The following is a 13,829-nucleotide window of genomic DNA, read 5'->3' as shown; positions in this document are numbered from 1 at the left end:
TGCACCTGTTCCTTGAATCGCGGAACAGCAATACCGCTTAAAATAGCGAAAACAGCCATGGCGATAATCAGCTCCACCAGGGTCAGACCATGCACACCAAAAACCGGATCAAGATCTTTTTTCCCTATCATTTCAGCCCCCACCTGTGCATATGATTCACAGCAAGATCAACAACCTCCTGATCGCAGTAATATTCTGCGAAAGGACTCCTTCCCCATGCGAATTTCCGTGCGAGCAAGCCCTCTGCGTATATGCAAAAAACAAGAATGCCCCATAAAAGGCCTTGCTGGTTCACACATCCGTACGGAAATGAAGGCGTAAAGAAAGTAAATCATAAAACGATCAGAACAATGGGAAACTTATAAACAAGGAAACAATAAAAATCAAGGAAAATATAAAGTGACCCTGGGTCATAAATATCTTGCGCGCAAGCTTTTCGCGCCATTATCCAGGCAATCCGGTGGGCATAGCCCATCATCCGCGCATCCTTTTTTGAATGTCACGCCACGACATCACTTTCAATATCTCGTTAAGAAAACAGGCAATCGTCTTCCGCAATGGCGCAGGGTAGCACAGACAGACCCGCTCTGCAGGATCCCTTCTCACACCCCTCGTACCCGACCTCTATTCAACCTGATCTCCGCCTGATCGGGAAAGCATTCACCCTATCAGATCCATCAAGAACAAACCTGACTCTTCAAACCATTTACTGGATATGGTCCAATGATTGAGCTGGCAGGCTGTGCTTCCCATGAATTCGTTCGGAAGGGACACTTTATCCATTTTCTTGCAAATAAACGGGGTTCCGCTTTCGCCGGATAAACAATCAAGCCGCCTGCACATGATTTCTGCGCAGGCGGCTTGATTGTTTGTTCACAAAAACGGGTCTCCCGGAATTCCGGGAGACGGTGGAGGGCCTGTGAATGGGCTCAGGGCCTGATATCAATGGTGGGGAAAAGTCCCTTGTACCTTCCCGTCAGATAGGGCTGAATGATATTAAAGGATATGAAGCTGTCATCCTGGGCATGCCCCTTCTGGCCGGTCTCCTTATAGTAAGCCCCGTTCACCTCAAGGATATGGTCAATGCGCTTTCTGAAGACATCCGCAAAAGCTTTCCCGTTCCCCTTGAAAACCATGTTCCCGAGGGAGACCTCTCCTGTGATCGTCTCCAGGTCCTTTAAGGCAATGCTGTGAAGCTTTAAGTCCTCGGCATTCCGGATCAGGCCCCAGACAGCCGTTTCTGCCGGAATCTCAAGTCCTTCCTCAAGATCAATGATGGTATGGGGCATGACCATACATCCCTTTCCGATCTTCAGTGGATTTCCTTCAGCTCCCCGCACAAAGGAATTGAAACCCACAAAAACCCTTTCCGCCAGATGGGCATTGATGATTTTCGCGCCATGGGCCGTGACATCATTTTTTTCAAGCCTGGAATTGATGATATAGGAATTTTCCTGGGCATTGGCCCCAGGTCCCATCCAGGCGCTGTCCAGATAGGCCCGCTGGGACACCAGCACCAGCTCCTGGACCACGGTCTGCCCCCGGATGACAGAATAGGGACTCACAGCGCTGCCTTCGGGCACATCAATGGGGAGTTCACAGTAAGGATTTTCAAAAACTTCCCGAAAACCCTCTTTCCGGCTTTCCACAAAATCCATGATAATGCCTTCGGGCAGTTTACCCGGCTCAAAATGGATATAGGGAGCAAGCCCCTTTTCATCAAAGGTGTATCTGAACTCAAAATTATCCCTTTTAACCCAGATGGTGCCGTCGGGAATATTCTCATGGAAAAGATCCCCGGCCTGTACATAGGAAAAGGTGCCGATCTTGCAACCGTGCAGGGTGCACAGGTCCACCGTGGCAAAGGGCCCGAGGAAACAGCCTTCCACAGGCGCTCCGTGAATGTTGGCGTAATGGGCTGCCGCCGTGTTCTGAATCAGAAATTCTTCCGGATGTTCCGGATCATGGGAATAATTGTGCACAAGGGTGTGGATTAAAAAACTGTCCCGGATACGGATGATTTCATCATCCCCAAGAACAATGGTACCCCCGTTGTGCTCAAAGGTATCGCCTTTGCGCTTTAATTCATCCCCACGGATATCACATTTATGGAGAATGGAGTGGTCCACCACACATTTACCGAGGAAATAACTGCCACCGACATTGGATCTGGAGAAATTGAACTGGAGGGGATGCTGGCTGGTAACACCGTAAAATCCATAAAAACGGGTAAGCTTCTCACTGGAAACAAGATTCCGTATGGATTCGTCCACCTTAAAATTGAAAGGCCTGAGGTTAAGATTCACACGGGAAAGAATGCGGTCAATCAGGATTTCGAGTTGCTGCATGCTGCCTCCAAAAATCTTTTAAAGTTCCGTATAAAAAGATGGGCTTTAAGGCTTAGACATCCACCTTTACTTCACATGCTTTTCCGGGACATGCGAGGGTTAAAAAAATCCCGCATCCCTGAATGCCGGGACCTGTATCCAAGCATTGATCCAAAAAGAAAATGCAAAAGATGATCCAGCAGAAACATCGGCCATGAAACTTTTTTCTCGTCCCCCTCTCAAAAAAGGCACATCCTGAAATGAAAATTGGGAATATTCATGCCGATAACGTAGTTTTACATGAATGAAATGGAATAGAAACGGTATGCTCTGTTAAATGAAAAAAAACGGATGAAAACGCCATTTTTCATCTAAAAGCTTTTAAAAGCGAAATGTCCGATAAAAATCAAACATAATGGCACATTCATAAAGAACCGTTTTGAAACAAAAAAGAACAAAAAGAAAAAACCCTCACCAAGGATCCAATACCCCATGAGCTTGTACAACATGGACCTAAGCGAGGCAACTGTCCTACAACCATATCCCCAACCTCGATAAAACCCACAAAAAAAGGTGACGCCAGACAGCACAGCTGCCCTGCGTCACCCATATCTTCCCGCCCTTAGCGTAAAGGACGGGGCTTTTTCTGCTCAAAAACCAACAACAAGACTCGTTGATCACTCATTTAGTTAATCATAAAGGCCGCCAGTACCACGGCAACAAAACCCGTTGCACCCAGTGCATACACTACCTTTTCCGGCATTTTTCCTCCATTTTCCATGGCCTTACCAAACATGCCAAAGACCAGGGGATGCACCAGGAAGGGCATGGCGAATATAAAGGGGATCAGGGTTGCGGAACGGGTTCCGAACATTCCCTCCTGAACAGCTGCAAAAAGACCGAAATGGGAAATCCCTGCCGATTTGGCCATAGCCGCGTCATTGATGGGCATGCCTCCCAGGCAAAGCAGCATGAGACCGCCAAACACCGCCGTGAGCTGCCAGCCGAAACAGAAGAAGAGCAGCCCCTTCACTTCCGCAGCATCGGAGCCATTGGCCTTGCGCAGCAGGACAAAGGACCAGGCGGTCAGGGCAATCCCCACCAGGGCCACAAGCCCGCCCCAGAAGTAGGCCATTTCCCCCTGCTGGGCGCTCATGGCCAGAATGGAAAAGACAAAGACATGGCCAAAGAAAGGCACGTTGATCATGATGGGGGCCCTGGAAGCGGCCTTGTCGCCCATATCCCCTGCGGTGCAGGCGCCGGTAAGACCCGTGTGGGAAAGGGAGCCCGCCATACCTGGAGCGAGGTTACGCACATGATTGGCCTTGCCGAGGAAGATGAGAAGGCTCATACCACCAAACATCCAGAATACCTGACCGAAAAAGCCATAGGCCATGACGGAGTTCATGCCTTCAATGGCAAAGGCATCGGCAATGAGTGTGCCGCCCACAAGGAAGTTTGCGGCCAGAACCACGGGAATACCGGCAAAAAGCAGGGAGCGCAGGGTCGGACCGAACTGCCAGTTGTGCATGATGGCGCCGAGGGATGCGGAAACCATCATGGCAAAGAAAATCTGGGGAAGTGCGATGGTCGGCTTGACGAACTTGGTAATATAGGCTGAAACCAGCAGAATCACCAGGCAAAGAACAATTTCGAGGAAACCTTTTTTAATGTAAAGGCGCTTATCCTTCACAACGGCCTTGGGGTCGATCAGGATCAGAGACAAAATGATGCCCACATAGCCGATGAGGGGATAAACGTTGGCCAGTACATCCCCCGCAGGCGCGCCCGCGATGGTGCGGTAAAGGCCCTGGATCCCCAGCATCAGGAAAAAGGCCCGGATGATGAACACAAACTGGGTGCTTGTGGTGCCCAGCACAAGTTCCTCGGACGAAGCCACAACCTGCTCATCCGGTTTGGCCTCAATGCCCCTGAGAATCCTGTAAAGCTCCTGCCCACCGGCAAAGAAACTGGCAATCAGGGCAATGATGGTCACATTGGCCGTCATGACGACAAAGGGAAACTCCTTCAGGCCCGGCTGCACCATGCCCGTATGCCGGAGTGCAAATCCCATAAACAGACCGAAAACCACCACGATGAGAATGGGGGAGTACTTGGTACCCGCCAACACACTCCTTGCAATCAAAACAATGGGTATGGTCAGTGCAAATGCATACGCCATGGGCCCGATCATCGGGGCAACCTGTGTATAAACCATGAAAAAAACTCCTTTTAAGAAGAATAATAGAGATTAGATATAAAGCCTGAATTTTTGTCGTAGAATCCGGATACCCTGGGACCTGTTAAAAAATCTGATTTTTGCTCCTCCCTGGAATTAACTCAAAAATCATTTTTTCAAATATCCCACATGAATCCAAAAACAAGACATCCATTCAGATTAAAACCCCCCACCCCTTTTCCTGCAGAACCTCCCAAAAAACATTGTTCACAAACATCTATATCATCCCCGGAGTTTTTCCTCCCCAGGGGTTTTCTTTCATGCCAGGACACCCCTTTTCCCCAGAATGTCCATCTTACGTTTTCAAAAATCCAACCCTGAAAACCAGAATTTTTTAATTTTATATACACGATACGGGAGTCTTATAGGGAAAACCTGTTTATTTTGTCAACAATATTTTTTTAAATTTTTTTACATGTAAAATCTTTTAACACTTTTGTCCCGAAACAAAATTCCCGAAACACCCCAGATCCTGCGCCTTACATCCCAAAACACACGCCCTCTCATTCAACGATGTTTCTTAAAAAAACAACAGCCCTGGGTGAAAGACTTTTTGTATGCAAAGCTTTCGCCCAGGGCGGATTCTGGCGCCCACACAGAAAAAAACCTATTTTTTCAACTGGTATTTCTTGATTTTGTTATACATTGTCAAACGACTCACCTTGAGAAGGCCTGCGGCCTGGGCAATATTCCCATGGGTCAGATTCAGAACCTTCTGGATATGCCTTTTCTCCATCTCTTCAAGGGATAAAACCGGCTCTGCGGCTTCTCCTTCCGAAACCGGAAAGAAAAAGGAAAGATCCTCCAGTTCAATCAGATTGCCCTTGGCCACCACCATGGCCCGTTCAATCACATTCCGGAGCTCCCGGACATTGCCAGGCCAATGGTAGTCCACCAGCATGTCCAGGCTATCATTGGAAATATCCAACACCGCCTTATTCATGGAGCGGGAATAGGTTTTGATGAAAAACCTTGCAATGGACGGAATATCCAGACGTCTCTCCCGCAGAGGGGGAATAGTGATGGTCACAACATTCAACTTGTAATAGAGATCCTTCCGGAAAGCGCCGTTGTGCACCAGGCGTTCAAGGTCTTGGGTCGTGGAAGAGACCACGCGAAAGTCCGCCGCAATCTCCCGATCTCCCCCCAGGCGCACAAGTTTTTTTCTTTCCATCACCCCAAGAATATCCGCCTGCACTTTTTCCGTGATTCCCCCCACCTCATCAAAAAAGAGGGTGCCATTATCTGCCATCTCAAATCGTCCCTGGCGGCTGTACAGCGCTCCGGGAAAAGCACCCTTTTCATGGCCGAACAACTCGGTTTCAAGATAGGCCTCGGAAGGTGCGGCGCAGTTCACGGCTATCATGGGCGCGTACCTGCGCATGCTGTTGCTGTGTATGGCCTTTGCAACCAACTCCTTGCCCACGCCATGCTCCCCCCGGATCAGCACAGCGGCATCCGTCTGCGCCACCTCAATGATCTTATCAATCACTTTCTTGATCCCAGGGCTTTCACCAATGATTTCATCGGCAAGAGAGATTCCCTCGATATGCTGCCTGAGCTGACGATTTTCATAGAAAAGTCTTCGTTTTTCCACCGCGTTCCGGATGAGGTGCCCCATGTCATCGGGGTCCACAGGCTTGACCACATAGTCAAAGGCCCCTTCCTTAAGGGCCTGTATGCTCGTATCCACCGATGCAAAGGCGGTCATCATGATGGTGATGATATGTTCATCCATTTTCCGGATTCTTCGCTGCAATTCAAGGCCGTCCATTCCCGGCATTTTGATATCCAGCATCACGATATCCCAGGAATCCTTCTGCAATTGCACCAAAGCATTGCTGGCATCTTCCGCTGTTCCCACACGGTACCCATCCAGCTCAAACCACTGGGCAAGGGAGTTTCTGATGGAGGCTTCATCATCAACAATCAAAATCGCTATATCCGAAGGTTTCATACGCCCTGCTTCCCCGTTCCGTTTTCACCTTTTTCCCGATACACCCTGGGCAAAGTAATGGAAAATTTTGTGCCTGAGCCCTTCTTCGACTGCACACGGATATCCCCTGAATGGTGCTGCACAATGCCATATACCGCAGAGAGTCCCAGTCCCAGACTGCTGCCCTCCTGTTTTGTGGAAAAAAACGGGTCATAGATGTACGGAATATCCTTTTCATCAATGCCACACCCATTATCCTCAACCTCCACACAGACCGAATCCTCCCGATCGTACACCGCCCGCACAAACACAACGCCGCCCTCTTCGGAGGATTCAATGGCATTGATGATGAGGGCAACAAGAATCTGCTGCATGGCCCCGGGATCGCACTGCACCAGATCATCGCCAGCACCGGGCTCCGCCTTCAGACGGATGCCCCGCATTTTTGCCGTGTGATCAATGACGCGGACACTTAAGGCAATGATTTCATTCATATGCACATGCTGCACGGAAAGCAGGGACTGCTTGGCAAACAAAAGCAGGTTTTTCACAATATCCCCGCATCTTTTCGCCTCGCCCGCAATAATCCGCAGATTCTCCACCACCCCATTAAGGTCCTGCCTGCTTACCGTATCCTTCTCAAGGTAGCGGGCAGAAAGCCTGGCATAGGAGAGAATCCCAGAAAGAGGATTATTGATTTCATGGGCCGCCATGGCGGACAACCTGCCGAGGGAGGCCATTTTTTCCGAAAGCGCCAGGGAGGACTTGGCCTTTCTGAGTTCCAGCGCAGCCGCCCGCTGCTCTTTATGGGTCAGGTAGGTTCCCCGGATGATATGCAGAAAAATAAAGGCATTCAGCATGACAATGACCAGAGAAACCGCCACAATGTGCTCCACAAGCAGATTCATTTCCGCATAGATATCATCCACATAAATACCCGTGCCAATCACCCATCCCCAGGGAGCAAACCCCTTGACATAGGAAACCTTGGGCACCATGACAGAAGGATCCTCATGGGCCTGCCACTTGTAACGCACATAGCCCGACCCCTCCTCGGACACCAGCCGGATAATTTCAAGGAACACACGCTTGCCGTCAGGGTCCGCATAATCCGAAAGATCTTTTTGAATGAGATCCAGGCGATTGGGATGAATGATCATCCGCGGACTCATGTCATTGATCCAGAAATACTCCTTCATCTCATGGCCATAGTGCAGATTTCGGATCTGCTCAATGGCCTGAAACTGGGCCTGCTCGCGGGTAAGAAGGCCCAGACGCTCATCATTGTGCAATTTGGCCAGGATATTCCATGCGGAATTGGTAAGCTCCCGGATCATCTCCTTTTTTCTCTCCATCCCACTGTCCTTGATGATGGGGATAATCACAAAAAAAAAGGCAGAGATGAAAAGAACGATGGTAAGCAATGTGGGCACCACGACCCGACCGATAAAACTTCCCCATGGAAAGGCAATATGAGGCGCGATCATTCACAAGATCTCCATTTAAAATCAAGCATATAAAAATATGCCTTTTGACTCCCGAAATTCATCCGCTTCTTTTTTGTCACCCAGGCATCTTCTCTCAGATATGACCGCACAAAACGGGCTTTATCCTTGACCCGACAATGGAAGTTAACGTATAAAAAACATATGAAAAATAAAACTTTATCCACACAGCAACACCCAGATTCTTCCCTTGGACATCTTATCTTTTTTCACCCACATCCATCCAAACCGGGGGCCTGAATGACCTCATCCAGAAATTCCGCACATATCAGCTCCTTTCTCGTCCGCTTCATCCTTCCCACCATTCTCACCATGGCCCTTTTTCTGGCTGCTTTTTTTTCCATTATCATCCCCACCATAGAAAACAACAGCCTTGAAAGAAAAAGGGAAATGATCCGGGAGCTCACCAACTCCGCATGGACCATTCTCTCCACCCTGGAAAATGAGGTGCAGCTGGGACGGATTGACACCCTCCAGGCCCAGAGACAGGCCATGGACCAGATTAAAAATCTGCACTATGGCCATGAAATGAAGGATTACTTCTGGATCAACGACATGTCCCCCCGCATGGTGATCCATCCCTACCGCCCCGACCTGGATGGGGCCAGCCTCGCCAATTACACGGATCCTGATGGCAAGCGCATTTTCATTGAAATGGTCAAGCTCGTGACCGCACAGGGAAGCGGCTATGTCGCATACAGCTGGCAGTGGCAGGATGAAGAAGCGCGCATCATTCCCAAGCTTTCCTATGTCAAGGGCTTTGCCCCCTGGGGATGGATCATCGGCACGGGCATCTACATCGATGACGTCAAGGCGGAAATCAAAACCATCACCAACAATCTCATCAAGATATCGCTTTCCATCCTTTTCATTATCTCTCTTCTGCTCGCCTTCATTGCCAGCCAGAGCTACAAAGCCATGAAAAAGCAGCAACTTGCCGAAAAAGCCCTCAGGGAATCCGAAGAAAAATACCGCACCCTTGTGGAGTCTGCCGCAGAGGGCATGGTCATGTCCCTTGAAGGCACCATCATGTATGCCAACCAACCCATTGCAGATCTTCTCGGGTATTCCCTGGAAGAACTGCTCCGCATGGAAACCGCCAGACTGTTCCTTCCCTCCGAAGACCCAGGGGAAAATAATTTCATGACCCTGCTTCTGGAAGGACGGCGCGTCCCCGAACGGTTTGAAGCCCAGATCCGCAGCAAAAACGGAAACCTGATCGACATCACCCTGTCTGCGGCTCCCATTTCTCTTGGGGGAAAAACCGGATTCATGGCCGTTGTTTCAGACATCACCACAAGAAAAAAAGAGCGCAGCCGCCTGGGGGCCAGCGAAGAGAAATTCCGTTCCATGGTCAACAATCTCAATGTCGGCCTCTTCCGCATCAGTCTTGGAAAAAACCCCAGATTCATTGAGGCCAATCCCGCCCTGGTACAGATTCTTGGGTATCCCTCCAAGGAAAGCCTCTTTGCCGAACCCCTTTTAGATCTTTACTTTAACCGGGATGACTACAAAACCCTAGGCCACGCCACAGGTCCCCATGGGCTCAAACGCGAGATTGTAAGGTTTGTCCGCAAGGATGGCTCCTCTTTCCATGCAGCCATCTGGGGCGTCCGGGTTCTGGATAAGAACGGCAGAATTTCCTGTTTCGACGGAATTCTGGAAGACATCAGTGCCCTTGTGCTTCAGGAAGAAAGAAACACCAGACTCATCTCCCAGATGCAGGCCGCCCTCATGTACCACAACCAGCGCATTGGCAGCCTCAGTCTCCGGCCTGCCACGGACTGCCCGGCATCCACCCCGATTTACGAGGCAATCGGCATGATGGAAGCTGAACATGCGCATGCCCTGCTGGTCAGGGAGGCGGACAAGATCACGGGCTGGCTGAGTGATCAGGAAATCCGGCAGGCCATCAGCCAGAAGATGCCTCCCCTCACAACGCCCGTTTCAGCCATCATGTCTTCTCCCATCCCCACGCTTCCGGAGCAGGCATCCGTCTTTGAAGCCTGGGCGGACATGCGCCACAATCGCCATCCCCATCTCTTTATCACCAACAACAAAGGAGACATCATCGGCAACATGACAGGCAATGACATTCTGGCCATCCAGCACTATTCACCCTCCGTCCTCCTGGACGCCATACGGGAATCCTCAAGCCCGGACGAACTCATCAGAACCAGCGGCATTGCTCCCTTTCTTCTCACCACCCTGATCGAAAGCGGTGTCAAGCCCCAGAACATCAACAGCCTCACCACCCAGATCAGCGACACCATACTGACGCGCCTCATTGTATTCGCCACCCAGGAGCTGGGCCCCCCTCCCACGCGGTTTGCCTTTATTGTTTTTGGCAGCGTGGGTCGCGAGGAACAGACCCTTAAAACCGATCAGGACAATGCCATCATTTTCGAGGATGTTCCCGCAGATCAGGAACCGTCTGTCCAGAAATACTTCCTCGCCCTGGGGAAAAAAGTCTGCACCTGGATGAACGCCGCAGGCTACACCTTCTGCGAAGGCAACAACATGGCCATGAACCCGGAATACTGCCAACCCCTCTCCACCTGGAAACAGTACTTCAGTCGGTGGATTTTTTCCGCCACAGCCGAAGATCTCCTGCGGATCAAGATCTTTTTTGATTTCCGCACCGCCTATGGTGACACCGCTCTGGAAGACGAGCTTCGTTGCCACATCGAAGGCATTGCATCGGAAAACTTCCGTTTCTTCCAGATGCTTGCAAGAAATATCCTGCAAATGGCTCCCCCCATCGGACTCTTTGGCAATTTCATTGTGGAAACATCCGGCCCTAAGCGCGGAGCCTTTGAAATGAAAAGCGCCATGATGCCCATTGTGGACTTTGCAAGGATCTACGCCATCAAGAACAAAATCCGAGCCGCCAACACCATCACACGGCTGGACACCCTCCACGAACTCAAAATCCTCAACGATATCAACCATCAAGAAATGATTCAGGCCTATACCTATCTCATGCAGATCCGTCTACGCGTCCATGCAAAGGCCATTGCTTCGGGCAAACACAGCCCGTCCAACCATGTTTTCCCACGCAGCCTCACATCCATCGAACAAAAACTGCTCAAGGAAATCTTCTCCCAAACCAAAAACTTTCAGGTAAAATTGAGCTATGATTTTACCGGACAGATCAATAACGGATGATACTCATTGTGACCGATACTCACTGCTACTATGACGCAGTGAACAAGCATATTGAATACGCGGAAAATGTTCTGGGGCTTCCCATTGCCTGTGTCATTCACTTAGGAGACTTTGGGCTCTACGCCTCCCACCTCAGAGCTTATTTCAGAAAACATCACAAACGATTTCTGAAGCCCCTTTACCTCATTGAGGGAAATCATGAGGATTTTTATAAAATCCAGAAGCTTGTCAAAGAATACGAGGATTGCTTCACCTACCTGCCCCGGGCATCCCTGCACACCATAGACGGGCACAGATTCCTGGCCCTGGGCGGAACAGGCTACATGGACCCCCTGGTGACAGGATACGGCACCCTCATCACCAACCCCCAGATTGATCGCTGCCTCTCCTTCCCACCGGAGGCCGCAGACATCATCATCACCCATGACTGTCCCACAGGCATTGGCGTTCCCAACAGTCCGGGCGTACATTACTACCGTAACCCCGGTTTTCCCCGCAGCGAAGAGCTGACCCAGCATTTCAACCCCAGACTCTGGCTCTTCGGCCACCATCACAGGTGGCACGATTACGTGGATGGGCAAACGCGGTATCACGGCATCTGCATCGCCTGGCGCGGCTTTGCCATTCTCGATGCCAATTTCAACCTGATCAAGGTCAATCATGAGGTCCGCCTTGGCCGATCCTCCTTTTTTGAAAGGATCCTTGCCTCCCTCCATATCATCCGTCCCAGCGGAGCCAGCTCCGCAAGCACACAGGAAAAAAGAGAAACCCTGCCGTTGTTTTTCAAAAAAAAGAGCCCTTCCACACCCTGGATAAAGCTTTGATTATTCTGGACAGACACCATATCCAGAGAGCCTACCTTGTACAGATCCAAAGCCCCAATGTCAACTTTATATACACATATGCTTTAAAACAAAAATACCATTGACAAAAACAAACAAGAAGAGGTATAGAAATTCCGCTTTATGTTAAAAAAACATACAAAATGATCCACCTCAGGCTGCGGGTCTTTGAAAAAACGAAAGAAGGGGAACCACTTAAAAAGTGATCCCCCTTCCGGATTAAGCATAGGACATTTCTGAGCAGGATAAGGATACGCGCTTTAAGCCGTTACAGTCTTTGCCTCTTTCTGTGTCAGAAGCGAAACAACCACGAGGGTGATAAAGCTCAAGGGGATGGCGATGATTCCGGGATTATCCAAAGGAATGGGAGCCGTTGCCGTGATCTTGTACAGGTCTGCATAGGTGCTGGGAGAAAAAAGAATAATCACAAGGGAAGTCACAATGCCGACAAAAATGGAAGCAATAATACCCTGGGCTGTGGTCTTTTTCCAAAACAACATCATGATGATGGCCGGGGCATTGGCTGCGGCTGCCACCGCAAAGGCAAGGCCCACAAGGAAAGAGACGTTGATCCCTTTAAAAATGATGCCCAGGATCATGGCTATGATGCCCACGCCCACGGCTGCCGCCTTGCCGGCAAGAACCTGTCCTCTGTCCGAAAGATTGATCCCCATGTAATTGGAAACCAGGTCATGGGCCACGGCACCGGAACAGGCGACAATAAGACCTGAAACCGTACCGAGTACTGTGGCAAAGGCAATGGCAGAGATACAGGCAAAGAGCACAAGACCAAAATGTTTGGCTAAAAGCGGAGCCGACATGTTGCTGCTCTCAAGATCCAGAACACCGGTCACCATGGCACCAAGACCCATGAAAACGGTAAGGATGTAAAAGAAACCAATGGAGCCAATGGCGACGATGGTAGATTTCCGGGCATCCTTAGGGCTGGGGACCGTATAGTAACGGATCAGAACATGGGGCAGTGCGGAAGTCCCGAGGAAAAGCGCCAGCATCAGGGAAACAAAATTCAGGTTGCCAAGGAAACCCGTGCCTTCACCCAGATTTACCTTAAGACCTGGCTTCATGATGTCCGTACCCTGGGTAGGTGCCTGTTTCCAGACCATGACCCGGTCTTCTCCATCCATGAAAAGGACTCTTTTAAAGCGGACAATCTCACTGCTGGTAATGGTGCTGAGAAATTTAAAAGGACCAAGGGGACCGGTTTTATCAACTTCCTGGCCGTCCACAATGATCTTGCTGGCATGCCCCACCTGGAAGAAACGCTGCTCGGTTTTGGGGGCACCATTGTACATCTCCTCACCATTGGCAAGGCGAACGACACTCAAGGCTTCCTTCAGCACATAGGCCCCATCCACCTTTGCAAGGGACCACCAGTTGACAAGCATATCCTTTTCAAGTTTGACAAACTGATCCTGACCTACCTGAACAGAACCCAGAAGGGTATAGGAGGCATCTGCCACGCCTGTTACCTTACCCGCCTCAACGGTTGCGGCAAGGGTTTTAAAATCACGATAGTTTTCAGATGGCTTTTTGTTGATGCCATAGTTCAGGATGGCAAGGGTCATGATGAATGAGAAGATGATCAGCAAGCCCCCCTTGATAAACTGTACATAGGTGGTGGAGGTCATGCCGGCCGTGGCCACAATATAGGTCACAATGCAGCCTACGATGATCACACCCCAGTGATGCTCCAGACCCAGAAGAGGGGTAATGAGAACCCCTGCCCCCACCATCTGGGGGATCAGATAGCAGACCGATACGATGAGGGTGCTGATCCCTGCGGCAAGCTCA

8 protein-coding genes are annotated in these 13,829 nt (G+C 50.1%); 2 read left to right on the top strand and 6 right to left on the bottom strand.

Translation table 11 applies throughout. The features are described from left to right. The 5 genes from RBR60_RS16855 to RBR60_RS14820 all read right to left on the bottom strand — a co-directional run. Window positions 1-131 (bottom strand): type IV pilin protein (locus RBR60_RS16855; RefSeq protein ID WP_413815475.1); only part of this gene is annotated, 131 nt, incomplete at its 3' end. 798 nt (window positions 132-929) lie between these two features. Beyond that, complete coding sequence (locus RBR60_RS14835; protein ID WP_320358192.1) at window positions 930-2,348, bottom strand: transferase; 1,419 nt, start codon at window positions 2,346-2,348, stop codon at window positions 930-932. A gap of 664 nt (window positions 2,349-3,012) precedes the next feature. Beyond that, window positions 3,013-4,545: a hypothetical protein gene (locus RBR60_RS14830; RefSeq protein ID WP_320358190.1), complete on the bottom strand. Its 1,533-nt coding sequence runs from the start codon at window positions 4,543-4,545 to the stop codon at window positions 3,013-3,015. Between the two features lie 628 nt (window positions 4,546-5,173). Further along, window positions 5,174-6,523: a sigma-54 dependent transcriptional regulator gene (locus RBR60_RS14825; RefSeq protein ID WP_320358188.1), complete on the bottom strand. Its 1,350-nt coding sequence runs from the start codon at window positions 6,521-6,523 to the stop codon at window positions 5,174-5,176. Then, complete coding sequence (locus tag RBR60_RS14820; RefSeq protein WP_320358186.1) at window positions 6,520-7,989, bottom strand: cache domain-containing protein; 1,470 nt, start codon at window positions 7,987-7,989, stop codon at window positions 6,520-6,522. The genes RBR60_RS14825 and RBR60_RS14820 overlap by 4 nt, the downstream gene beginning before the upstream one ends. Before the next feature lie 258 nt (window positions 7,990-8,247). On the opposite strand from RBR60_RS14820, the gene RBR60_RS14815 reads away from it, so the two are divergent. Then, window positions 8,248-11,175 carry a DUF294 nucleotidyltransferase-like domain-containing protein gene (locus tag RBR60_RS14815; RefSeq protein WP_320358184.1) on the top strand — a complete coding sequence of 976 codons (2,928 nt, stop codon included), beginning with the start codon at window positions 8,248-8,250 and terminating at the stop codon, window positions 11,173-11,175. Next, the gene (locus tag RBR60_RS14810) at window positions 11,172-11,999 is read left to right on the top strand and encodes a metallophosphoesterase (RefSeq protein WP_320358182.1); all 828 of its coding nucleotides are present in this window, start codon (window positions 11,172-11,174) and stop codon (window positions 11,997-11,999) included. The genes RBR60_RS14815 and RBR60_RS14810 overlap by 4 nt, the downstream gene beginning before the upstream one ends. Window positions 12,000-12,277: 278 nt before the next feature. Here RBR60_RS14810 and RBR60_RS14805 read toward each other — a convergent pair. After that, on the bottom strand, window positions 12,278-13,829 hold a 1,552-nt coding region (locus RBR60_RS14805; protein ID WP_320358180.1), incomplete at its 5' end, for a sodium:solute symporter family transporter.

This window comes from Desulfobotulus sp. (assembly GCF_034006065.1).
Taxonomy (GTDB): Bacteria; Desulfobacterota; Desulfobacteria; order Desulfobacterales; family ASO4-4; genus Desulfobotulus.
This window is presented reverse-complemented; position numbering and strand designations above follow the sequence as displayed.